General features: G+C 61.9%; 18 protein-coding genes. 7 read left to right on the top strand and 11 right to left on the bottom strand.

Going from position 1 to position 22,208, the window contains the following annotated elements; genetic code table 11:
• Nucleotides 1-2: 2 nt before the first annotated feature.
• The 5 genes from QQ992_RS15460 to bcsQ are packed head-to-tail and all read right to left on the bottom strand — an operon-like array spanning nt 3 to nt 10,426.
• The gene (locus tag QQ992_RS15460; protein WP_286110167.1) at nt 3-3,815 is read right to left on the bottom strand and encodes a cellulose biosynthesis protein BcsC; all 3,813 of its coding nucleotides are present in this window, start codon (nt 3,813-3,815) and stop codon (nt 3-5) included.
• Nucleotides 3,797-4,990 (bottom strand): cellulose synthase complex periplasmic endoglucanase BcsZ, encoded by a 1,194-nt coding sequence (bcsZ, locus tag QQ992_RS15455; RefSeq protein WP_286110166.1) that lies wholly within the window; start codon nt 4,988-4,990, stop codon nt 3,797-3,799. Before bcsZ ends, QQ992_RS15460 begins: the two co-directional genes overlap by 19 nt.
• 13 nt (nt 4,991-5,003) lie before the next feature.
• Nucleotides 5,004-7,259, bottom strand: coding sequence for a cellulose biosynthesis cyclic di-GMP-binding regulatory protein BcsB (bcsB, locus tag QQ992_RS15450; protein WP_286110165.1), 2,256 nt, complete (start codon nt 7,257-7,259; stop codon nt 5,004-5,006).
• A gap of 54 nt (nt 7,260-7,313) precedes the next feature.
• Nucleotides 7,314-9,464 carry a UDP-forming cellulose synthase catalytic subunit gene (bcsA, locus tag QQ992_RS15445; protein ID WP_286110164.1) on the bottom strand — a complete coding sequence of 717 codons (2,151 nt, stop codon included), beginning with the start codon at nt 9,462-9,464 and terminating at the stop codon, nt 7,314-7,316.
• Nucleotides 9,461-10,426, bottom strand: coding sequence for a cellulose biosynthesis protein BcsQ (gene bcsQ / locus QQ992_RS15440; RefSeq protein ID WP_286110163.1), 966 nt, complete (start codon nt 10,424-10,426; stop codon nt 9,461-9,463). The genes bcsA and bcsQ overlap by 4 nt, the downstream gene beginning before the upstream one ends.
• A 210-nt stretch (nt 10,427-10,636) precedes the next feature.
• Here bcsQ and QQ992_RS15435 point away from each other — a divergent pair, with 210 nt between their 5' ends.
• Nucleotides 10,637-11,218 carry a response regulator transcription factor gene (locus QQ992_RS15435; protein WP_286110162.1) on the top strand — a complete coding sequence of 194 codons (582 nt, stop codon included), beginning with the start codon at nt 10,637-10,639 and terminating at the stop codon, nt 11,216-11,218.
• A gap of 106 nt (nt 11,219-11,324) precedes the next feature.
• Nucleotides 11,325-13,100, top strand: coding sequence for an ATP-binding response regulator (locus tag QQ992_RS15430; RefSeq protein WP_286110161.1), 1,776 nt, complete (start codon nt 11,325-11,327; stop codon nt 13,098-13,100).
• Nucleotides 13,101-13,165: 65 nt separating this feature from the next.
• Here the strand turns inward: QQ992_RS15430 and QQ992_RS15425 are convergent, their stop codons facing one another.
• The 5 genes from QQ992_RS15425 to QQ992_RS15405 all read right to left on the bottom strand — a co-directional run bounded on the left by QQ992_RS15425 (nt 13,166) and on the right by QQ992_RS15405 (nt 17,399).
• Nucleotides 13,166-14,392 carry an MFS transporter gene (locus QQ992_RS15425; RefSeq protein ID WP_198751248.1) on the bottom strand — a complete coding sequence of 409 codons (1,227 nt, stop codon included), beginning with the start codon at nt 14,390-14,392 and terminating at the stop codon, nt 13,166-13,168.
• A gap of 153 nt (nt 14,393-14,545) precedes the next feature.
• Nucleotides 14,546-15,256, bottom strand: a complete 711-nt coding sequence (locus tag QQ992_RS15420) for a TetR/AcrR family transcriptional regulator (RefSeq protein ID WP_286110160.1) — start codon at nt 15,254-15,256, stop codon at nt 14,546-14,548.
• Between the two features lie 89 nt (nt 15,257-15,345).
• The gene (locus QQ992_RS15415) at nt 15,346-16,221 is read right to left on the bottom strand and encodes a universal stress protein (RefSeq protein WP_286110159.1); all 876 of its coding nucleotides are present in this window, start codon (nt 16,219-16,221) and stop codon (nt 15,346-15,348) included.
• A gap of 159 nt (nt 16,222-16,380) precedes the next feature.
• Nucleotides 16,381-16,683 (bottom strand): AzlD family protein, encoded by a 303-nt coding sequence (locus QQ992_RS15410; RefSeq protein WP_286110158.1) that lies wholly within the window; start codon nt 16,681-16,683, stop codon nt 16,381-16,383.
• On the bottom strand, nt 16,680-17,399 hold the full coding sequence (locus QQ992_RS15405; RefSeq protein ID WP_286110157.1) for an AzlC family ABC transporter permease: 720 nt from the start codon (nt 17,397-17,399) through the stop codon (nt 16,680-16,682). Before QQ992_RS15405 ends, QQ992_RS15410 begins: the two co-directional genes overlap by 4 nt.
• Before the next feature lie 119 nt (nt 17,400-17,518).
• Here QQ992_RS15405 and QQ992_RS15400 point away from each other — a divergent pair, with 119 nt between their 5' ends.
• The gene (locus QQ992_RS15400) at nt 17,519-17,983 is read left to right on the top strand and encodes an Lrp/AsnC family transcriptional regulator (protein ID WP_081735836.1); all 465 of its coding nucleotides are present in this window, start codon (nt 17,519-17,521) and stop codon (nt 17,981-17,983) included.
• Between the two features lie 18 nt (nt 17,984-18,001).
• Here QQ992_RS15400 and QQ992_RS15395 read toward each other — a convergent pair whose 3' ends face one another.
• Entirely contained in the window at nt 18,002-18,853 is an 852-nt protein-coding gene (locus tag QQ992_RS15395; RefSeq protein ID WP_286110156.1) for a LysR substrate-binding domain-containing protein, read from the bottom strand.
• A gap of 289 nt (nt 18,854-19,142) precedes the next feature.
• On the opposite strand from QQ992_RS15395, the gene QQ992_RS15390 reads away from it, so the two are divergent.
• From QQ992_RS15390 to QQ992_RS15375, 4 genes are read left to right on the top strand one after another with little or no spacing between them, the layout of a single operon-like run.
• Entirely contained in the window at nt 19,143-19,982 is an 840-nt protein-coding gene (locus QQ992_RS15390) for a transporter substrate-binding domain-containing protein (protein WP_286110155.1), read from the top strand.
• A complete protein-coding gene (locus tag QQ992_RS15385; RefSeq protein ID WP_110741969.1) occupies nt 19,982-20,716 on the top strand; it encodes an amino acid ABC transporter permease in 735 nt (244 codons plus the stop codon). The genes QQ992_RS15390 and QQ992_RS15385 overlap by 1 nt, the downstream gene beginning before the upstream one ends.
• Entirely contained in the window at nt 20,706-21,386 is a 681-nt protein-coding gene (locus QQ992_RS15380; protein ID WP_286110154.1) for an amino acid ABC transporter permease, read from the top strand. The genes QQ992_RS15385 and QQ992_RS15380 overlap by 11 nt, the downstream gene beginning before the upstream one ends.
• A complete protein-coding gene (locus QQ992_RS15375) occupies nt 21,376-22,194 on the top strand; it encodes an amino acid ABC transporter ATP-binding protein (protein WP_286110153.1) in 819 nt (272 codons plus the stop codon). The genes QQ992_RS15380 and QQ992_RS15375 overlap by 11 nt, the downstream gene beginning before the upstream one ends.
• Nucleotides 22,195-22,208 lie beyond the last annotated feature (14 nt).

Here is a 22,208-nt window from a genome sequence, read left to right as displayed (position 1 = left end):
GGTCAGTTTGAATAGGGAGAAGTGAAAGGGCGGACGGGCAGGGGCATTGGCCTGCTGACTTCATCGAAGCCGTACCTCAGGTAGAGGCTGCCGGTGTACTGCTTGTAATCATTGGCGTTGTCCAGGCCCAGGTTGACACCCAGGTACAGGTTACGCTCGAGCCGGTATTCGCCAGTGGCGCGCAGGTTGTAGCCGATGCCGGTCTTGCTTTGGCCCGAGTAGCGCGACAAACCGACGGCATCGGCATTGGCCTGCAGCGCCGAATGGCCGGGGAAGATCGGCGCGCTGTCCTGGTCGATGTACTGCACCCCCACAGAGCCGTGCAAGGCATAGCTGAAACGCGGCCCTCGTTGTGCCCAATCCACGGGGATACCCAGGGCGAAGAATTTTTGTGGGCTGAAATAGCCGCCATGGCCATAGGTGTAGAAGTTCTGGTTGTCCGAATAGCTCAGGGCTGTTCCGTTCACGCCCAAGGTCAGGCGGCTGTCGGGAGTGTTGCGCAGGTACCAGTAGATACCGCTACCCAGTTCGAAGCGGTTGTTCGCTTCGACGTGTTCGCCAAGCAGGCGGTGAGCCGAGGCATAACCGTAGTAACCGGTGCGCTGATCGTCATGGCTAAGCTCGGCACGAATGCCATTGGCGGTTACGGCGCCCCACTTGGCGCCGCTGCGCGAGTCACGTGAACCGGCGAAGGCGGTAAGGCTGTCGGTGACCGATCGCCGCGAGGCGCTAAGCGTGTACCGATAGTCAGGGGCACTCTGCAGGGCACGCTCAAGGCTGATACCACCCACTGCTGTGCTGTAGGTGAAACCCAGCGGGCTTACGCCCAGGTCGCCTTTCAGGCCGCTGTCCTCATTCAGGTAGGCCACGGACAAACCGACACCGCTGTCTTGCTGGCGGCCCACGCTGCCCAAGCCACTGGTGCCAAATTGCGCCACGGAATAGCCTTTTGGTGTACCCGCCTGCAGCCAGGTCGGGGTAACGCGCAGGGCCAGGCTGCGACCCTCCTCGTCCATGGGAAAGCCGACGGCTAATGGGGCCTGAATATCAGTAAGCTTGCCCAGGCCCTTGTCGTTGTTGTTGTTACGTACGCTGAGCCCCTGGTTGAGGTAAGGGCCCTGGACTTGGCCCAGGGTGTCGAGTGTCTCTTGTGCGGGGCTGGTCCCGACAAGGGGCGGTTCGACGCTGTCGTAGGTGGCCAGCGATGGCCCGTTGGTAGTGGATGGGTCGCTGGTGACAGGGGCGGGGACCCAATCGTTGCTAGCCAGCAAGGTGGCCTGTTGGCGCTGCCCGGGCAGGCGCACGAACGGGTTGTCTACGCGTGTGGAGGGCGCCGGGGCTGCAGCCACAAGGCGGGGCGGTTGCTCGCGCTGTTCGATATCCAGCGCCTTGTTCAGCAGTTGGCGTGCCTTGCTTGCCTGGCCAAGGCTGCGGTACAGCTGGGCGGCCTGGGTCAGGGTATGCGGTGCGTCGGGTTGCAACGCAAGGGCTTTGGCCAGCGCTTGTTCTGCCTGGGGGTATGCGCGCCCCTTGACGGCCAGGTCGGCGAAGCCAAGCTGCAACGCAGCGTTGTCCGGGTCGCCATCGAGCAAGGGTTGGTATACCTGGCGAGCTTTTGGCCAGTTGCCACTGGCACTGTACATGCGCGCCAGCGAAGTCACGGCCGCAGGTGCATGCGGGCGCTGTGCCAGCGCCGGTGCAAGCATGTCATAGGCGGCTACCAGGTCATTTTTTTCGCGCAGCTTGTCTGCCTGCTTGACGCGGTACAGGTAGAGCAGGTCGGTGAATTGGCGGTGAGTTTTATCGTCCAGGTCCTGGTCTTTCAGTGCTTGCAGGATCTCGCTGGCCTCAGCGTCCTGGTCGGCTTTTAGCAGCACACCGGCCTTGAGCAAGCGCGTTGATGCGGGGTTATCCTGCAACCCGTGGATCAAACGCTCGGCCTGCTCGGCTTGGCCGGTCTCGGCGTAGGCCGATGCGATCAAGGCAATACGCTCGGGCTTTCCCGCTGCGGCGGGGGACGTCTGCGCCAGCAACCCCCAAGCCTGCTCGCGTTGGCCACGGCGGGCCAGTTCCAACGCTTTTTCGACCTGCAGGTGCAGTTGGCTGTCTTGCTCCAGCGTTTGCATCGCCTGGCTACGACGTGCCGGGGGAATGCGCTGCAGCGTGCGCTGCACCTCGGCCCAGGCTTGGCGGTGAGCACTAAGCAGTGCGTTGGAGTACAGGGCATCGGGGTCGTCAGGGTGGCGCTTCAGGTGGTCGTCCATCAGCCTTTGGGCCTTCTGGACCTGGCCGTTCTCCAGCAGCACGCGGGCCAAGGAAAAATGCGCCCATGGGTTTTGCGGGTCGTCAGCCAGCGCTGCCTGGTAGGCAGCTTGTGCGGCAGTGAAGTCGCCTTGCCGTTCGGCACGTTTACCGGCCTGAGTCGCGCGTAGCGCCTTGATGCGCAAGGTGGAAGAAAGGCGTGTGCGCTGTTGCGCGGTAAGCCCGTCAACCAGGCTTAGGGCTTGCTCTTCCTTGCCCGCCTGGGTCAACACGTTGATCAGGCCGCTGAGCGCGTCGGCGTAGTCGGGGGTACGGGCCAGTACTTGGCGGTACTGTGTTTCGGCGGCTTCCCATTGACCACGACGGGCATGCAAGGCCGCCAATGCGGTAGGGCCGGCCGGGTCGCTCGGCCGTGCATCGATGGCTTGGCCAAGCGTGCGTTGAGCATCGTCGAAGCGGCCCGCGCGCGCAGCGTTATCGGCGTCAGCCAGGTCCTTCCAGTAACGCACGTCCTGCAGGGCCGAGCGCCATTGCTCGCCACCAGGCAAGCGCGTGGCCTGTATCAGGTAATCCTCGGCTTCATCCAGCCGTTTTTGCTGTTGGCGCAGCACACCCATGCCGCCAAGCGCGTCGAAGTCCTGCGGTTGCTCCAGAAGCCGCGCCTGCAATGCTGCTTCGGCGCTGGCCAGGTCACCGGCGTCAAGCGCCTTCAAGGCTTTGCTCACACGCAGATCCCGTTGCCATGCCCCTTGGCCATTTCGGCTCTGTGCAATGCCTTTGTTCATCAACGCGCGGATGTGTGTGTCGTCCGGGTGTGCGTTCAGGTATTGCTGGAACAACACGATCTGATCGCGCTTGGGCGGCCCCAACCATTCAAGGGCAAAGCGCCAGGTCTCGTCGGCATTGCCACCGATATCAGGGTTGTGTGAAAGCTTGGCCAGGGCATGGATGCCGTCGGTACGGCTGTCGGGGTTTCGCGCCAGGTGCAAGGCCAGGAACAGCGCAAGGATTGAATCGTCTGGTCGTTGCCGGGCCAGTTGCTCCAGCCCTTTGCGTGCTTGCGGCCATCCAGCCTGGGTGAAGCCGAGGGTGTTGTAGTACTCGCGGGCAATCAACCCTTGCGGTTCGCGGCCTTCAAGCAAGCGGCGATAAAGCGACACCGCCTGTTCGCGTTGATCGGCATCGCTCAGCTCCCGAGCCTGTTCAAGCATCTGCTGCTTTTCAGGGGTGGCCAGACGGATGTCCTGCTCCAGCTGCAAGGCCTGCAGCGGGGTGGGCGTTAGTGTCCGTAGGCGCTGCAGGTAGCCGTTGGCAACCGTTGCCTGGTCCTTCTGTACGGCGATCAGCCCAAGGCCGTACAGGGCGTCGGGGTGCTCGGGTGCAATGTGCAGCAGCTTTTGCCAGGCCTCGGCTGCCCGCTCAGGGTGCTCCTTGTGTTGCCAGTACAGGCCTTGCTGAACCAACAGGGCCTGGGGGCTGGAAGGCTCGGCTGCCGAGGCGCAGGCGCTGTTTAACGCCGCCCACACAGCGATGGCTAAGGTTTGTTTGCGCATTGGTGTTCCCAAGACAATTGAACGCTCCCGTTGGGCGTGAACTGGTAGCGTTTTTCGCTCCACCCAAGGGAAAACAGGCTGAGCATCAGGTGGTAGTACTGATGCGTGTGGTAAGACGGGCTGGCAGGGTTTGCGTAGTCGCGCAATGCTTGCTCGACGATCGCCTGTTGCTGCGCTGCCGCCGCTCGTAATCCTTTGGCCTGAAGCAACGGCACCAGCGCCGCCGAGAACCCGTAGAATCCGGTGCCCTCGAACGTGCGGGTCAGCACATGAACCTTTTCCGGCGGTGTGCCCAGGGTTTCGGTGGCTTGTGCCATGCCGTCCAGGCTGGCGAGCAGGCGTTTGGTCAAGCGATCGTCACCAGGTGTCATCCCGGCCCAGAGGTAGACGCGGATAGCGTCGTAGCTGCCAATATCGTTACTGAAGGGATCGCTGCCAAAACGGCCGTTACCCTGGCCGTCACCACGGTAGGCTGCCCAGTCGGGGACGAAGCCGTAGGGGTTGATGTCAGGGTCGGCAAGCATGTCCACCGTGCTGTTGGCGATGTCGTTCCATGGGCCTTCCGGCCGGGCCTGAGCGAAGTAACGCAGCAGCGGCAGTGGCAGGTAGCTGGCATTGAAGCGCCAAAGCTGGTCGGGGTGTTCGTAACCCTGCGGGCCGGGCAGCAGCATGCGGCCCAGGCCAGGTACGTCCCGTACCAGCGTGCGCTCGACGTTATCCAGCATCTGCAGGGCTTCGGTGCGGTAGCGGGGCTCATGCCAAAGCCGGTCGGCTTCGAGCAGGGCGTAGGCCATCCACAAGTCAGCGTCGCTGGCCGAGTTGTGGTCCAGTACCGTCCAGGCTCCTTTTCCGTCGCTCCCCCACAACCAACCCGGCAGGTTGCGGCGGGTATCACCACCGGCCAGGTTATCCCGGCTCCATTGCCACAACTGTTCGAAGCGTTTGCGGTCGTTGGCCACCAACGCGAAGAACATGCCATAGGACTGCCCTTCGGAGCTGCTCTGGTCAGGGTTCATGCTGGAGCCGAGCATGCGCCCGTCCTGCTGCACAAACCGTCCAGCGTAGCCCTCCCACAGCGGCCAGTTGGCCATACAGTCAGCCTGGGCGGCACCGGGTACCGTCAGGGCCAGTGCCAACAGGGGCGCGCGAAGGCAGTGCCAGGTTCGCTGCATCATCTCCCGATCCTCTTCAGGCAAGGCGCTTGCGGGCGCGTGCACGCAATGCCAGGTAGAGCAACGAACTGACCACCGCCAGGCCCAGCAAGGTAACCAGCAGCATCAGTAGCGGATGTCGGGCAAGTTGCCATTGCACGTGCTTGAACACCCCGAGGTTGCCAACGTAGTACTGCTCTTCGGCCACCAGTGAGTCGATTTTCAGGCCATTGATAACGGCCAGGCTGCCTTGGATGCTGTCCTGGTATTGCTCGCCGCCGAGCATTGCGGCAGTGGCGTCGGCCAGCGATTCTGGCCTGCTGGCTGCGATCACCACGACGCTGCGCCCAGCACTGAGCGGTGATTCGAAGCCACTCAGGAAGGTGCTTTGGCTGGCGCCGGAGTAGTCCACTTTCAGTTGGGTCTTGTGTGCTTGCGCGTGAGCCGACGGGGTGAGCCAGTCGCGGGCTTGCAGGCCCAGGTCTGACAATGAGAAATAGGGGCGTGCCCCACTTGTGACTGCGGGCAGGTGTTTGGCCCACTGCTCCAGCAGCGGCTGGTTGTTGCCGGATGCAATCACCAGCAGGTCGCGGTCGGCAACTGCCTGAAGCGTGCTTGCATCCACCACGCGCAAGCCTGTGGTCGGATACCCTGTCGAACGGCCAAAACGCCCGAGCACCGTAAGCAACGTGCTCCACTCTTGCTCGCCGCTGCCATCCGGCATGACCACGGCACTCTGTGACAGGTCTGCCAGGCGAGTGAAGGGGAAGCCACTGTCGTTGAACACCCCCAGGTTCGGCATGGCGATGTAATGGTCATAGCCGCGCAGGTCAACGGTCGACTCCGGGTCGATCAGGCCACGCATGTTATCGATGATGATGTCGCGGCATTCCCCTTCCTTGATGTAGTCGAACATGAAGCGCAATTGCAGCTGTGAGCGCGGCGTGGCGTTGGCCAACGGCAGCAGCACGGTGGACTCGCGAGGCAGGCTTGCGTCCTTCTTGAGCATTGCAAGCAATTCGCTTTCGCCGAGGTTTGCAAGCGAGGGCAGCGGCATCGATTTGGCGAAGGCATCGTTGAAGCTCACCAGCAGCGACGAGTTGCTGGAGCGTTGCTGAGGTGTGTAACGGTACTTGAGCGTCAGCGGTACGCCGGTTTCCCGCCAACTGAACAGGTCTGGTGGCAAGTGCAGGGGGATGTCGATATTGCCCGGGTTGTAGCCCGAAACACTGAGCCGATCGGGCGCGATCAGTTCGCCAAGCTTGACCGGGCGGTCCGTCGGCAACCAGTTCGGTGCATCGTAGGGCTGCCGTGGTGTCAGGGGCTCGATGTGCGTGATGAGCACACTGGCGCCGTCCAGTGCCTTGTTGCCCAGTGCCACCGCATTGGCCGCCAGCTTGAGCTCGCCCTCGTCACGGCCGGTAATCACCAGTAGCTTGCCATAGGGATCGTGGGGGTTGCCCATCAGGCTCACGGTGGGGCCTTTGGCCTCGGCAAGAGGGAGCTCGCCCAATTGCAAGGGTGCGCTGGCTACCGCCAAAACGATTGCGCTGCCGTGGGCCGGAATTTGCCCGACATTGGCCTGGAACCTGGCGCCACGGTAGGCGGCCAAAGCACCGATCCAGGAAGACAGTGTACCTGCCGCCTCTAGGATGCCAGCCGATGGGGGCGCGGCGAATACGACAGGCAGCTCTACCCGACGCGAGTCGCGACGGTCGAAGAACGGCAGCGGCAGAATTGACAGGTCGTCTTGCAGGCGGATTGGCGCCACCTGCATCTGTAGCTGGCTTGCGGTGTTGATCTTGGCCCACAGGCTGCTGTGCAGGGGGTCTTCACAGCTTAGGGTGTAATGACCAATGAACTGCAGACGCAGGCGGTTGAACTCGCTAATCAGTGGCGCCGGGATCTCTACCGTTTGCTGTTGTGGCTTGCCTGCGCCGTCTTTGGGCAGTACCAGGCTGGCGGCTACCTCGTCGTTGACCAGCACGTTGATCTGTGAAAGGTCTGCGAGCAGTGCTGGCGAGTAGCTGTAGTCGAGTTGCAGCCGGGCACTGGTCACCACATGGTCGGCGCGCACGCCGAAGCTCACCCCATCGGAGGACTCAGTGCCTTGCAGGTTGATAGTGTCGGGGCGGCCAAGCTGCTTCAGCGTGAAGTTATAGCTGGCAGTGTCTGCCGGCGTTACCGGCTCCGATGCCGCTTGAGCGCTTAGCCCAAGCAGGGCTGAGCTGGCGACGGCGGCAAGTTGAAGACAGCTGCGAACGTTGGCGCGGCGTTGGGTATGTAGGTTCATGGCGAGTCCGAGTGCAATTTTGACTGGGGCGTTGGATGCGTGGGCGTTGGCCTGCTAGGTGCGCCGAAAGGCGGCATCGCGTAACAGGGCAAGCATTGCGCCCATGCCTATACGGCTGACTTTGCGCAGTGCGCTGAGTGGCGAGTCGGGTTCGCCGCTTCCCCAGTTGCTGGCCCAGGTGTCGGCGCGGGCGAACGTCAGGCGTACCAAGTCGCTCTGCTGTTGCAGGGTCAGTTGCGCAAACTCGGTGCCGACGGCGCGGTCTTTGCTGAAGACGACCGTGGTGTCGAAGTCGACGACTTGCTGGTTGCGAATGAGGCCAACCTGAATGCGCTCACCGCATGCCAGGTTGATGCGTGGCGGGAGCTCCAGACAAAGGCCGCGCTGTGAAAAGTCCAACGTGCGACAAAAGAACTGGCGACCATCGGGCAAGCTGACCCTGGCTTGCAGCCGGGCCTGAACCCTCGGTTCACGGCGAACTTGCCGCGTCTCGCTGGCAACGGCAACCGCAGCACTGGTGATCACCAGGTTGTAGAGCGTCCAGGCCAGGTTGATCAGTACCGTGGTGAGGGTTGAGGGGTCGCCCCAGATCAACTGATGGATGCCAAAACCAAGGCCTGTCAGGTTACACAGCAATAACACCAGATAGGGGCGGGCGAGGCGCCAGTCAAAGAAATGGCGGTCGATGATGCCGCCTTTGTCGGTGACGTTGAAACCACCGAATTTGGGGTTCACCAGCGCCATCAGCACGGGAGGCATGATGTACCAGGCAAGCACCGTCTCGTAGACCTCGTTCCAGAACGAATGGCGAAAACGCCCCTGAATGGTCGAGTTGGTCAGGCTGGCGTGGAACAGGTGGGGCAGCACATAAGCTGTAATCATCAGTGCTGATGCGTGGAAAATTTCTGCGCCAAATACCAGGTAGGCCAGTGGTGCGGTCAGGAATACCAGGCGCGGCAAGCCATAGAAGAAGTGCAGCATGGCATTGGCGTAGCAGATGCGTTGGCCGAGATTCAGCCCCTTGCCCAGCAACGGGTTATCCGTGCGGAAAATCTGGGCCATACCGCGTGCCCAGCGGATGCGTTGGCTGATATGACGTGAGAGACTCTCGGTGGCCAGGCCGGCCGCCTGAGGGATCGCCAGGTAGGCTGTGTTGTAGCCTGCGCGGTTGAGTTTGAGGGCTGTGTGAGCATCCTCGGTGACGGTCTCAACGGCTACCCCACCCACTTCTTCAAGGCTGGAGCGCCGCAATACAGCGCAAGAGCCGCAGAAGAAGGTGGCATTCCACAGGTCGTTGCCATCCTGCACCAGGCCATAAAACAACTCGCCCTCGTTGGGGACGTCGCGGAAGGTGTCGAGGTTCTTTTCGAACGGGTCCGGCGAGAAGAAAAAGTGCGGTGTCTGCAGCATTGACAACTTGGGGTCGCGAATGAACCACCCCATGGCGATTTGCAGGAAAGAGCGCGTCGGCACATGGTCGGCATCGAAGATCGTGATGTATTCGCCATCGGTGACCTTGAGCGCTGCATTGAGATTACCCGCCTTGGCGTGCTGGTTATCGGCACGGGTAAGGTAGTTGACCCCGATGTCGGCGCAGAACTGGCGAAACTCATCGCGTCGGCCATCGTCAAGCACATGTACGCGGAGTTTGTCTGCGGGCCAGTCCATCGCCTGGGCGGCGAAGATGCTCAGCCGAACGATATCGAGCGACTCGTTGTAGGTAGGGATGAACACATCAACCGTTGGCCAGTCACTGGGGCTGTCGCTGAGCGGGTGTGGCTTGCGCCGCAATGGCCAGGCAGTCTGCACATAGCCGAACAGGAGCACCACCAACGCGTAGACCTCGGCCAGCACCAGGCCGTAGCCAAAGCATGCCGATAGCCAATCGTCAAAACCAAGGGTTTCGGTGAGGCGCCAATACATGTAGCGCAAGGAGGCAATCAGCGACAGCACGACCAGCGCCAGTATGGGCAGGCGCCCCGGCAGTTTGCGCAGCAGTAGTGCAGCGCAGCAGCACACACCGGCAAAGAAGCACTGGCTGTAGAGGTCCAATGGCGCGCTGATGATACTTGCCAGCAACGTCAGGCCCAAAGCGCCGAGTATCGTCACCCAGGTTCTGCGATAAGGCCAGTGGCGTTTACCCAGATGGTCGAGCCAGTGATCGGGCTGCGGCGTTCTGGATGGGGCAGGGGCAGGCAGGTTCATGACGTACTCAGTTGCGTAGGCTGGGGCTGTGAAAGGGCAAGTTGAAGCGTCCGGGCCAGGTCCAGCAGGTCCAGACCGCCCTGGGTGCTGGGCAAACTGTCCAGTGGGGTACGCTCCACGGCCAGCGACTCGGCCAGGCAGTAGTCCTGATGGATAATGCCCAGCAGGTTGAGCCCCATGCGCTTGCGCATCAGGGTGAGCATGTCCAGGCTGGCGGCGCGCGTGGGGTCCACTTTGTTGATCACGTAACGCAGGGGGGGATGTTTTTGCCCGGCATCCCGCTTGATGAGCGCATGCTCCATGCGTTCGAGCGCGTGGTAGCTGACCGCATCGGGGGTCGCCACCATCAGTATGAGGTCGGCGATGGCAAGTGCCTGGTCAAGGTAGACCGAACTGCCAGTAGGGGTATCGATGACCAGGGTGTCTCGCGGACTGGTGTGAAGCTGTGAAAGCTGGCGAACCAACCACTCGGGGTCCTCGTGCAGGGTTCGTTCAAATTCATGCTGCTGCGCATGAGTGGCATTGCCATAGGGAATGCAGAAGCCCCTGAGGTCGTTGTGGTGGACGATTTCCGGCCAGGTAGCAAGGCCTTGCCAGAACTGCACGAGCCCAGCTTTTCTGGTACGAAACGCAAAGTTGCGCATTGCCGCGTTTTGCGGGTCCAGGTCTATCGCGTACGCGCGGTTACCCCGGTTCAAGGCGCAGGCCAGTGCGGCTGTCACAGTGCTTTTACCAACGCCACCATTGGCGGACACCACCACGACCACGCGCGCCGGCACAGCCCGCTTGGCGGCGGATGACGGGATGTGTTCGAGGCTGTTGGTCAAGCCAGGAGGCACAGCGTCCATGGGGGGTAGCGCAAGCGCCTGGGCGGTGCCAAGCAGGCTCGACATCTCCCGGTAGCTGGTTGGGCTGACCCCAATGCACTGGAAGAGATTGGCAATGTCGTCAGCGCGCGCCATGGGACAGGCCTTGAGCAAGCGATAACGGCTGACGGAGTGAATGCGAGAGACCGCAAACGGGCATGTTCATACGTTCCTTCGTAGTTGTTGAGTCCGGTACGCAAGCGGCATGGCACTTTGCCTTTTCAGGCTATGCGGTTGCTTGGGCCGTGCGCCATAGTCCAGATGGACTGGTTGCGCCTTTGTCCGTCATCGGGTCTCATTACGTTCATGAAAACCCTTAGCCTGTTGCTCGTCGATGATCACGCACTTTTCCGTTCAGGCATCGCCATGGTGCTTTCTACGGGTTTGGCTAACGTACGAATTCTCGAAGCGGGGGCTTTGGAAGAGGCATTGGCGTTGACCGATGCGCCTGATCTTGTGCTGCTGGATTTGCAGTTGCCGGGACTTAGCGGGATGGATGGCATGCCGCTGATGCGCGTGGTTTGGCCGGATGCACAGTTGGTCGTGGTGTCTGCAGCACACCCGGACGATGTGGCCGACAAAGTCAAGACCCTAGGTGCCCGTGCGTTCATCTCCAAGACGGAAAAGCCCGCGCAAATGCTGGAGCTGGTCAGTAACTTGCTGGGCCTCGGTTTGCCAGCGGTTACCGAAGCGCCACCCTTGACCCCTCGGCAACTTGACGTGCTGCGCTTGCTGCACCGGGGCTTGTCGAACAAGGCGATAGGCAAGCAACTGGGGTTGTCCGAGAACACGGTGCGTGGCCATGTCCAGGCACTCTTGGTTGCGCTGGAAGTTTCGAGCCGTTCGCAAGCCGCTTTCCGTGCCCAGCGCCTGAAACTGGTAGATTGACTGCCCAACCCGGTCGCAAGCGAGTGCTTGCCTTCGTACAAATGATGGAAGTAGCTTAAACGCCACATTGCGTTTGGCTAAACACTCAAAAAGGATTGGACACATTGTGATCAAGGACGATCTACCAGGCGAAGGGCCTCAGGACCTCGACCAGGCCAGCGGTATTCGCGTGGAGCAGGTGCGCCAGGTTTTTGAAGGCATGAAAAACTCGCTTTACCTGGGCCTGGGTTTGTCCGTGATACTGGTGATAGCACTGGATTCGCCGCAACGCAGGTGGCAGCTGCTCGCCTGGCTCGGGTTGGTTACAGTCGGGCGTGTAGTGTGCGTTGTCTATGCCATTCGTGCGTTGAAGGTGGGCATCACACCTGGCAACGCGCAGCGACTGATCAGGCACATGTGCCTGATCAAGGTGTTTGAAGGTTTCGCCTGGGGCGCGCTCACCTGGATCGAGATGGGCCAAGGCTCGTTGCCTGAGCAATTGCTGGTCATGGCCTCGTTGGCCGGGGTTAGCGGCAATGCTGTGTCGTTGCTGGCACCGGTCTTTCCCCTGTATGCCAGCATGCAACTGACTCAGTTGCTGGTGATCAACACCTGCCTGGTGATGATTGAGGGCGGTGCCTACAACGTATTGGCAATTGGTTGCACATTGTTCGTGGCGGGCCAGTATGGTCAGGCCCGGATTGCGCAGCGAGCATCCGCGCAGTCGATTGCACTACGCTTTGAAAACCTGAATTTAGTGGGGCGCTTGCAACAAGCCTTGAACAAGGCCGAAGAGGCCAACCAGGCCAAGTCCAAGTTCCTTGCTGCCGCCAGCCACGATCTTCGCCAGCCCGTTCACGCTCAGGAGTTGTTCCTGGAAGTATTGGCGTCGAGCGAACTGTCCGAGGTCCAGAGCAAAGTCCTGGGCAACGCGCGGGCTGCCAGTCAGGCGGCAGCGCAGATGTTGAATATCCTGCTCGACTTTTCGCGTATCGAAGCCGGCGTGATTGAACCGCAACGCTGTACGTTCCTTCTGCAGCCGCTGCTTCACAAGCTTGAAATCGAGCTTGGCGGGCAAGCGGATGCCAAGGGCATCGTTTACCGAAGCCGTGAAACCTTACTGGCGGTCGAGTCGGACCCGGCGTTGCTGGAGCTGATGCTACGTAACCTGATCACCAATGCCATTCGGTACACCGAGCGCGGTGGGGTACTGATTGGTTGCCGCAGACGGGGTGACCACGCGTTGATCGAGGTGGTGGATACCGGAATCGGGATCGATGTTGCGCATCAAGCAGCCATTTTTCGTGAGTTTCACCAGCTGGGAAACCCGGAGCGCGACCGGACCAAAGGCCTGGGGCTTGGCTTGGCTATTACCGATGGCTTGGCGACCTCGCTCAAGCATGACATGAGCCTGGTTTCTGAGCCCGGCAGAGGCAGCATTTTCCGTATCAGTGTTCCGCTCGCTCAGCGCTGCACGATTGATTACGCGCCCAATAGCCAAGAGGTGCTTGCTGATTATGGTGCCCCTATGCAAGGGCTGTGTGTGCTGGTCATTGATGATGACCTGATCGTTCGCCAAGCCATGGAGCACCTGTTGAGCGACTGGGGATGTGATTGCAGGACCGAAGAGCGCATGGATGACGCTGCTTTGCAGCGGTTGGCAGGCTGGCCTTTACAGGTCGTGATCAGTGATTTTCGACTGCGGGATGAGCAGACTGGGGCGGACGCGATACACAAGGTACGCACCGCCTTCGGCGCAACGCTGCCGGCGCTGCTCATTACCGGGGACACCGCACCCGAGCGGCTGCGAGAGGCGCGAGCCAGCGGTATTCCTCTGCTGCATAAGCCTGTTTCACCTCGCCAGCTGCATCAGGCACTGGCGAGTCGGGCGAGCGCGCAGTAGCAAGGGCTACTGAGTTCACGCTCACCGTCATTGGGCTGGGATGCCGGCAACGAAGTGGTGGTGCCTCAGCCCGGCTGCGCCGCCAGGCTGTTGCTGACGTTGCGGCCCAGCACCAACACCGTGACAAAGCCGCAGCCTACCAGCGCCGTAGCCAGGCTCAGCAGCACCGCTGTGCCCATGTGGTCGACCACCTGGCCGCCGAAGAACGAGCCCACGGCAATGATCACCTGGAACATGGCCACGAACAGCGGCATGCCACGCTCGACATCCTTGGGGGCTACGACAAACATCCAGATGTTGGCGCAGGCCGGGAACGCACCGAAGGCGAAGCCCCACAGTGCGATCAGCATCGCGGCGCCGGTCATGCCGGTGGCGAAGTGCGGGAACAGGGCAGTGCTGACGGCAATCATCAACGCGACCAGCATCAGGGTATGCCGCACGCTGCGGTTGGCTGCAAAGCCGGCGAAGATGTTACCCATGAAGCCGGCCACACCATACAGCAGCAACAAGGAGCCGATCGTAGGCCCGTCGAAGCCGGCATTCTGTTTGAAGAACGGTGCAACATAGGTGTACGCGGCAAAGTGCGCCAGGCCAATCAGCAACACGGCGATCAGGCCGACCCGTGCTTGCGGGTTGATGAACAGCGCCGGCAGGTCACTGATGCGAATGGCCTTTTCCGGCATCAGCCGCGGCAGCAGGAACACTTGCGCCAGCAGCACAGGCACACCCACCAGTGCGGTCACCAGGAAGGTCATGCGCCAGCCCATCAGGCCACTCAGCCAGGTGCCCACGGGTACACCCACGACGGTTGCCAGGGTTACGCCAGCCATGATGATGGAGTTGGCCTTGGCCACGCCCATGCCATCAGGTGCCAGTCGGCCGCTGAGGGCAATGGCGGTCGCCCAGAAGCCACCAATGCTGACACCCAGCAGCACGCGGCCGACCAACAACAGGTTGAAGTCGCCGGCATAGGCCACGATCGCGTTGGCGATGATCATGATCAGCGTCAGGCCGATCAGCAGGTAGCGTCGGTCCAGCGCACCCACGCCGACGGAAATCAGGGGTGCGGCCAATGCGGCCATGATGCCGGGCAGGGTCACCATCAGGCCGGCAAGGCCGGCACTGATGCCCAGGTCGCTGGCCACATCGTTGAGCACCCCCACCGGGAGGAACTCACTGGTGACCAGGGCGAAGGCACCCACGGCGACCGAGAGGATTGCCAGCCATTGCTGCAGGACACTCTGTTGACTATGTTCGGGAAGGCCGCGAGGGGCCTGGCGGTTGCTTGGCATGGGGTTCGGTTCCATGAGGGATATCGCCTGTAGCAGGCGCAGGAGCGGGGGGATTTGCAGGGGATTATAGGGACGGCCTTGTCAGGCCAACAGGCAGGCCGCGTGATAGTAAACATCAGCGCAATCGATGAAACACCTTGCGTAGAGCGCTTGTCATGGCGGTGTCGCCATAGGTGGCTGTTTCGGGACGACGCCTCCCAGCACCATCTGGATAACCGTGCGGGTGGCGCGATCAAAGTCCGATTTGTCAGGTTGGGCCACGCCTCTGACCTGCGACATTTGCCAGGCCAGGTTGGTATACGTGCGCGTTGCCGACCAGATGAAGATCATCAGGTGTTCAGGGTCACAGGGCGCCAGGCGGCCATGATCGATCCAGTCGCGCAGGCAGGCAACGTTGCGCCGGGCTTCCTCGTGTAGCAGGTTCTTGCACGCCTCCGGCAGGCGCCTGCCCCCAGAGAGCAGTTCCTGGCTGAACACTGCAGCGCTGAAGGGGTGCTCCCGAATGATGCGGATGCGGGCTTTGATGTAGGCCCGCAACCCCGCTATCGGGTCGTCGTTCTTTCGCAGTGCTGCCGAGGCCTTAACCAACGGCTCTACAAAACTCATCAGCACCTGGACGTACAGGTTCTCTTTTGTCTGGAAGTAGTAGTAGAGGTTGGCCTTGGGTACTCCGGCACGCTCGGCGATTTCGTGCGAATGGGTGGCGGTGAAGCCGGTCAAGGCAAACGACTCACTGGCTGCCTTCAGAATCAGCTTCTGATTCTTGCATCGTATACCGGGGTTACCCAACGCATGATCGATTTTGCCGTACGGGGGGCTAGCGTCTTCGTCGGCAGTGTCTGGCGTGTCGGGCTGAGCGTACATCACGGCATTGTTCGGGCTTTATGGATTCGCTGTATATAAAAGTATATAGCGAATTTGCATGCGATGTCCGCTCAGCTTGTTTCAGAGGCTTAGGGTGCCACCAGCACGTCACACTGCGATTCGTTCAGTACATGCTTGGTGACGCTACCCACCAACAGCTCCTCCAGCGCGCTAGTACCCTGCTTGCCGACCACGATCAGGTCGCATTCCAGCTCCTGTTCCTGTTCGGCAATGCGCCAGCCAGGGTCGCCATGCACCACGATCTGCCGTGCATCGGGCATGCCGGCTGCCTTGCTCAGGGCGGCGAGCTGTGCCACTGCATCCTTGCGGATCACATTGCGGTAGTGGGTGAGGGTGTCGTGGTCGATATGGGCGAAGCGCACGCTGCTTTCGAACGGTGCTTCGTACACATGTAACAGGATGATCTCGGCCTGTGGGGCAATACGCCTGGCCAACTCGATGGCACGCAGCGATACGGGGGAAAAGTCCACGGGAACCAGCACGGTGCGGTAGGCATCACGAGGGGCAGGCTTGACCACCAGCAAAGGGCAGGGCATGCGGCTGAGCATTTTCTGCACGGTCGAGCCCAGCAGCAGGCGCCGGGCCACGCTTTGGCCCCTGGCGCCGCACACCAACAGGCTGCTGTGCTTGTCCTGTACCACCCGGGTGATTTCCGTGGTCACCGAGCCGCTGGCAACCTGAGCACCTGCAGAGATGTCGTAGCGCTGGAACAGCATGGCGGCCAGCGCATGGATTTTTTCTCCGGCGCTATCCAGTACGCGCTTCAGCAGGTCGTCGTCAGGCACGACCAACTGCTTCAGGCGCTCGAAGGGTGCCGGGTTGGCAACGTAGAGCAGGTCAAGCGAGGCCTGTTGCGCCTTGCTCAGGTAGGCGGCGCGCTCCGCAGCGTTGCGGGCATAGGGGGACAGGTCGGTGGCAACCAGTATGTGTTTCAGCGGGTTCATGTGGGGCTCCTTGTCCAAGGTCGCGCACAAGGGTCAAGGGTGAACCTTGAGCTCTGTGCGCCTGGCAGTGCTTGAGTCATTCCGTGCTTGCAACCATCGTCGCGCGAACCCGGCGTGAGGGCTTGATGTGTGTCAATGGAATGGAGAAGCCGCAGCGGATCATGCTGGCAACAGCACGCGCAGCACCCCCGTGACGACAATGGCAAACACCACCACCGGCAAGAGTGAAAACCGCGTAGCTGCATACACCGTAAGCCCTAGCGCAATGAGGTCGGTCGGGTTCCCGGAAACGAACTTCGGTGCGATCACGGCAATCAGCACGCAGCCGGGTGCAGCGTTCAGCACTTGGGTCAGTTGTGGCCCCAGGGTGCGGTTACGCAGCATTAGAAAACCCAGCGCACGGGTCAGGTAGGTAACCACGGCCATGCCCACAAGGGTGACCAGCGTAGCAACGTCAATCATGGCTTGGCCCACAGGTAAGCGGTCACCAGGCCGGCTACGGTGCCCGCGAGCACGTACCAGCCACCGGGAATCAGCAGGTAGAACAGCGCTGCGGTGAACAGGCTGAACAGCCATGGCAGGGCGGCATGCACACCTTTCCACATGCCCTTGAGCAGCACCAGGAAGACCGCAGCGAAGGCCATGTCGAAGCCGTAGCTGCGCAGGTCGCCGAGCAACGGCCCGATTTGCGCGCCAAGGCTGGTGAAAGCCACCCAGGTTACCCATAGGCACAACGCTATGCCCATGAAGTATCGCAGGCTGAAGTCGCCGCGCTGACGTGCATCGGCCAAGCCCATGGCCCAGCTCTCGTCACACATGAAAAACAGCGCCGCCAATGCCTTGGGCAGGGGCAGATGGCGCAAATACGGTGCCAGGGTCGCGCCCATCAGCAGGTGGCGGCTGTTGACCAGCAGGGTCATGGCAACAATCACCAGGGTTGCCGGCGGTGATGTCCACAGCTCGATAGCGGCAAACTCCGAGCCACCACCGAAGTTGAGCCCGGTCATCAGTGCCACTTCGCCGGCTGCCAGCTGGTGCTGCGAAGCTTGCGCGCCGAGCACCAGGGCGAAGGGGATGAACCCCAGCAGCACCGGCACGGCGGCGATGGCGCCACGGCGCAGTTCTCCTTGCGGTGTGGTGGCGGGGGGATTGTTCAGTACAGGTTCAAGGGTATTCATGGTCACCTCCAGTGGAGGAAGAGTATTCCAATGAATCGCTGAAATTGGCTTGCGTAGTTGCATGGATGCGCAGAGCATTTGGCATCTGCTACCGAAAATATCGAATAAGAGGTTAGTCAATGCCAATCAAGCTTGATGCCATCGACCGGCGCATCCTGCGAGCACTGCAGCGCGACGGCAGGTTGCAGAACCAGGAACTGGCCAAACAGGTGGGGTTGTCTGCCTCGCCGTGCCTGCGACGGGTGCGCCTGCTGGAGGAGGCCGGGGTGATCGAGCGCTACGTAGCCTTGCTGGACCCGGCCAAGGTCGCGCTGGGCCTGACCCTGTTCGTGCGGGTATGGCTGAAACGTCAGGACCAGGACACCACTGACGCGTTTGTCGAAGCCGTGCGCCAGTTGCCCGAAGTGGTGGAATGCCATGTGATGGCGGGCGATTGCGACTTGCTGTTGCGGGTGGTGGCGGCAGACCTGGAAGCGTATCGGCGTTTTCAGATCAAGCACCTGACCAGCCTGAGCGTGGTTCAGAACGTGAAGACTGAAGTGCCGATGGAGAAGATCAAGCTGACCACCGAGCTGCCGGTGTAGCTGCAAGGGCTGTGGGCATCAAAGCCCTGCGCTGGCTCGCACCATCGCATAAGCCTGGCGCACCAGCGGGTTGACGGTGTTGGCCCGCACCCACAGGTGGTAGGTCACGTCGGGTAGCGCCGGCAGGCCATCGCTTTGGCCGAGCACACGCATGTCCGGCCCAACCATTTCCTGGCTGCGTGCAGTAATGCCCAGGCCGGCGCGCACTGCCGCCTTGACGCCGATCAGGTTCGACGCCAGGTACGCCTGGCGCCAGGCGATACTGGCCTGCTCCAGCGCCTCCAGGGCCAGTTTGCGGTAAAGGCTGGGTTCGTCCACCAGCACCAGCGGCAAAGGCTCGCCGGGCAGGTGCTGATACTGCGCCGCGCATATCCACCACACAGGAGAAGTGCGTAGCGCAAAGCCTTCCAGGCCGGGGGCCGTGCGCGTGGAAATAACCATGTCGACCTTGCCGCGCTGCAGGTCTTCCATCAGGAACGGGCTGCGGCCGACGTCGATTTCCAGGCGCAGGTTGGGCGCCGAGCGGGCGATGTGGCTGAGCAGCGGTGGCAGGATGGTGTCGGCGATGTCGTGCGGCGAACCGATCCGCAGCACACCGCTGGGGCCATCCAGGCGCAGGCCGGCCAGCGCTTCGTCGTTCAGCGCAAGCATTTGTCGGGCATGGCGCAGCAGCTGGCGGCCAGCGTCAGTCAGGGACTTTTGGCGGCCCTGCTTGCGTAACAGTGGTACGCCCACCTGCTGCTCCAGACGTTGCATATGCTGGGTGACTGATGCTTGGGTACGCCCCAGATGGCGGCCTGCTTCGGCAAAGCTGGCGTGGTCGGCGATGGTGACGAAGGTGCGAAGCAGGTCTAGGTCGAGGGCGCTCATGGCGTGCTCAGGCAAATGAGTGGGAGGGGCGCGCAGTGCGATTTCGCCGCTTTTTTACATTACTGATGCGTGATGAAAGATAACGAAGTGTTATCTATTGATCGATGCCGGAACAAGCGGAAATTAACAGAGCCCCAGTTTTACGGTGCTTATGCCTGTTTTTAGTATTTGCTGAACGTTCTGAGTTATAACGATAGGCAATATTTGAATTTCCCCTCATCCCTGCAACTTCCTAGGATGCGCCCTCATTGGCCGGGCGTTCCGGCTGCCGGGATGAGGAACCCCCACCATGTCGCTGACCACCGTTGCCCGTCGCGGGCTGTTCGCATCGTTGCTCGCCACTGCCACGCTGGCCGCCAGCGGCCTGGCCCAGGCGGATGCCACCCTGGACAAAGTCCAGCAACGTCACAAACTGGCTGTGGGTGTGGTGCTGTCCGGCGGCCCGTTCGGCGCCATCGACCCGGCCACCCGTGAACCGATCGGTTTCAGTGTCGACCTCGCGCGTGACCTGGCGCGTCAGCTGGGCGTGGCGGTCGAGCTGGTAGCGGTGCAGCCGGCCAACCGCGTGCAGTTTTTGCAGCAGGGCAAGGTTGACCTGCTGATTGCCAACATGGAGTGGACCCCCGAGCGCGACAAGTTGCTGGGCCACGTACCCACGCCGTTCTACCGCGTGGGCGGCAGCGCAGCGCTGGCCAAGGACAGCCCGATCAAGACCTGGGCCGAGCTCAAGGGCCAGCCGGTGTGCACCTCGCAGGGTAGCAGCTACACCCAGGCGCTGATTGGGTTGGGTGCCGACCTCAAGGCCTTCAAAACCTCCGCCGAGTCGCTGCTGGCGCTGCGCGGCAACAACTGCGTGGCTGCCGTGCACGATGCCACCCTGATCAACCCGCTGCTGGCCAAGGGCGGTGAGTGGAGCGCTTACCGCGCCCTGGCCCCCGAGCTCAACCCGGCCCCGTCGGTAATCTGGACGCGCTTGGGCGAGACTGACACCCAGCAACGGCTGGACCCATTCGTCAAACAGTGGCACCGCAGCGGCTGGCTGATCGAGCGTGAACACGCCAACCACATCACCCCGGCCTCGCCTGCGTTGGTTGAGCTGCGTGCCAAGCTGCAGGGCGAAGGCGCCTGATGAGCGAGGTTTTGCACGGGCTGGTCGGGCAGCTCGCCCAGGTTGGCCTGAACTACAGCTTCCTGCTCGACGCCTACGCCAGCGGCAAACTGCTCGAGGGCGCGCTGACCACCGTCTGGCTGTGTCTGTTCAGCGTGGTCGGCAGCCTGCTGGTCGGTGTGCTGCTGGCAGCGGCGCTTACGTCCGGGCGCCGCGGGTTGGCCTGGCCGGCGCGGGCCTTCATTGAAGTCACGCGCAACACACCCACGCTGGTGCAGTTGTACTGCGCGTTCCTGGTACTGAACATGCTGATCAACCAGAGCCTGGGCAATGCCAACCCGATGACGCCGTTCGCCTGGGTGGTGCTGGTGATTTCCCTGCACAAGGGCGCCTTCCATGCCGAGGCCCTGCGCGCCGGTATCGAGGCGGTGCCGGCGGTGACTCTGGAAGCCGCCAGCTCGCTGGCCTTCAGCCGCCGCCAGCAACTGCTGCAGGTGCAACTGCCACTGGCCGTGCGCTTTGCCTTGCCCGCGCTGGTCAACAACCTGATCGACCTGGTGAAGATGACCGCAGTGGCATCGGCGATTGCCGTCAACGACATCACCTACGCCGCGATCATGATCTGGACCCAGGGCGACAACGTCATCGAGCTGATGATCCTGATCCTGGCCTTTTATGGCCTGCTCAGCTTCGCCGTCAATTGTGCCGGTCGCGCCCTGGAAGCGCGCCTGAGGATGCCCGGCTATGGCCATTGAAAACCTCGCCACGCTGTGGCATTGGTCACCGACCCTGGGGGCGGGCCTGCTGCAAAACATCCAGATCAGCGTTGGCGCTATCGGCCTGGGCACGTTACTGGGCTTGCTGGTGGGCATTTTGCTGCTGTCGCCCTTGGCGCCGATGCGCGGTATCGCACGGCTGTGGGTGCAGGTGTTTCGCAATGCGCCTTGGCTGGTGCTGATCTACTTCACCTCGTACTTGTTCCCGTTCGATATCCAGGTTGCCGGCACCTGGTTCACTTTCCCCGATTGGCTGAAGGTCACGATCGGCCTGGCCCTGCCGGCCAGTGCCAACGTGGCTGAAATTTTCCGTGGTGCGGTGGCCTCGATCCCGGCCACTCAATGGGAGGCGGCGCGTTCGCTGGCCTTCAGCCGCGCGCAGATCTTCCGCTCGATCATTCTGCCGCAGTGCCTGCGGCGCATGCTGCCGCCATGGATGAACCTGTACGCCGTGGTCACCATGGGCACCGCCCTGGCTTCGCTGGTGGGCGTACACGACGTGATCGACAGTGCGCAGATCGCCGCCAACACCGTCAACCGCAGCGGCTTCACCGTGCTGGTGTATTTCAGCGTGCTGGCGCTGTTCTTCGCCTACTGCTACCCGATTGCCCGCCTGACCCAACGCCTGGAGCGCCGCTATGCCTTCTGAACCCTTGATCCAGCTGCGTGACGTGCACCTGGCCTTTGCCGACAACCCGGTGTTGCGCGGCATCGACCTTGACGTGCAGGCCGGGCAGGCAGTGTCGATCATCGGCCCGTCCGGCTCTGGCAAGTCGACCATCCTGCGCTGCATGACCGGCCTGCTACGGCCGCAGCGCGGCAGTATTCGCATTGGTGATACCCAGGTCGAACGGTTGCGCAGTGAGGCCGAGTTAATTGCCTTGCGCAAGCAGGTGGGCTTCGTCTTCCAGCAGTACAACCTGTTTCCGCACCTGAGTGTGCTGGATAACCTGCTGATCGCCCCGACCAAGGTGCTGGGCCGTGACCGTGGCGAAGCGCGCGACCAGGCCCTGGCACTGCTCGACAAGGTACGTCTGGGCCACAAGGCAGGGGCTTTTCCCGGTGAGCTGTCGGGTGGACAGCAGCAGCGCGTGGCTATCGCCCGTGCCCTGGCTATGCGGCCTAAGCTGATCCTGTTCGACGAGGTGACCTCGGCGCTGGACCCGGAAATGGTCGGTGAAGTGCTGGCGGTGATCCGCGAGCTGACCGAGGAGGGCATGACCTGCGTGCTGGTCACCCATGAAATGCGTTTTGCCGAAGAAATCAGCGATCAGGTGTATTTCACCGAGCATGGCCGCATCGTCGAGCACGGCAACGCCGAACAGCTATTCCGTGCTCCGCAACACGAGCGCACCCGTGCCTTCTTGCAGCATGCGCTGGGCGAGGGCAGCCAGCGCCCGAGCCGCCCGGCGCCCGATGTATTCAGCAACCTGGGGCGCTACAGCCTCAGCGTTTGATCTCCGTTAGCCAG

The sequence above is a fragment of the Pseudomonas kurunegalensis genome (assembly GCF_030291635.1).
In the GTDB taxonomy this organism is placed as follows: domain Bacteria; phylum Pseudomonadota; class Gammaproteobacteria; order Pseudomonadales; family Pseudomonadaceae; genus Aquipseudomonas; species Aquipseudomonas monteilii.
Note: the sequence above shows the minus strand (reverse complement) of the source record. Positions and strands in the feature narration are given on the sequence as shown.

What these genes read in the sequence shown, in the direction of transcription:
- QQ992_RS15460 (WP_286110167.1), bottom strand. Translation starts at nt 3,815, where the DNA reads ATGCGCAAACAAACCTTAGCCATCGCTGTGTGGGCGGCGTTAAACAGC.
- bcsZ (WP_286110166.1), bottom strand. Translation starts at nt 4,990, where the DNA reads ATGATGCAGCGAACCTGGCACTGCCTTCGCGCGCCCCTGTTGGCACTG.
- bcsB (WP_286110165.1), bottom strand. Translation starts at nt 7,259, where the DNA reads ATGAACCTACATACCCAACGCCGCGCCAACGTTCGCAGCTGTCTTCAA.
- bcsA (WP_286110164.1), bottom strand. Translation starts at nt 9,464, where the DNA reads ATGAACCTGCCTGCCCCTGCCCCATCCAGAACGCCGCAGCCCGATCAC.
- bcsQ (WP_286110163.1), bottom strand. Translation starts at nt 10,426, where the DNA reads ATGGCGCGCGCTGACGACATTGCCAATCTCTTCCAGTGCATTGGGGTC.
- QQ992_RS15435 (WP_286110162.1), top strand. Translation starts at nt 10,637, where the DNA reads ATGAAAACCCTTAGCCTGTTGCTCGTCGATGATCACGCACTTTTCCGT.
- QQ992_RS15425 (WP_198751248.1), bottom strand. Translation starts at nt 14,392, where the DNA reads ATGCCAAGCAACCGCCAGGCCCCTCGCGGCCTTCCCGAACATAGTCAA.
- QQ992_RS15420 (WP_286110160.1), bottom strand. Translation starts at nt 15,256, where the DNA reads ATGTACGCTCAGCCCGACACGCCAGACACTGCCGACGAAGACGCTAGC.
- QQ992_RS15415 (WP_286110159.1), bottom strand. Translation starts at nt 16,221, where the DNA reads ATGAACCCGCTGAAACACATACTGGTTGCCACCGACCTGTCCCCCTAT.
- QQ992_RS15410 (WP_286110158.1), bottom strand. Translation starts at nt 16,683, where the DNA reads ATGATTGACGTTGCTACGCTGGTCACCCTTGTGGGCATGGCCGTGGTT.
- QQ992_RS15405 (WP_286110157.1), bottom strand. Translation starts at nt 17,399, where the DNA reads ATGAATACCCTTGAACCTGTACTGAACAATCCCCCCGCCACCACACCG.
- QQ992_RS15400 (WP_081735836.1), top strand. Translation starts at nt 17,519, where the DNA reads ATGCCAATCAAGCTTGATGCCATCGACCGGCGCATCCTGCGAGCACTG.
- QQ992_RS15395 (WP_286110156.1), bottom strand. Translation starts at nt 18,853, where the DNA reads ATGAGCGCCCTCGACCTAGACCTGCTTCGCACCTTCGTCACCATCGCC.
- QQ992_RS15390 (WP_286110155.1), top strand. Translation starts at nt 19,143, where the DNA reads ATGTCGCTGACCACCGTTGCCCGTCGCGGGCTGTTCGCATCGTTGCTC.
- QQ992_RS15385 (WP_110741969.1), top strand. Translation starts at nt 19,982, where the DNA reads ATGAGCGAGGTTTTGCACGGGCTGGTCGGGCAGCTCGCCCAGGTTGGC.
- QQ992_RS15380 (WP_286110154.1), top strand. Translation starts at nt 20,706, where the DNA reads ATGGCCATTGAAAACCTCGCCACGCTGTGGCATTGGTCACCGACCCTG.
- QQ992_RS15375 (WP_286110153.1), top strand. Translation starts at nt 21,376, where the DNA reads ATGCCTTCTGAACCCTTGATCCAGCTGCGTGACGTGCACCTGGCCTTT.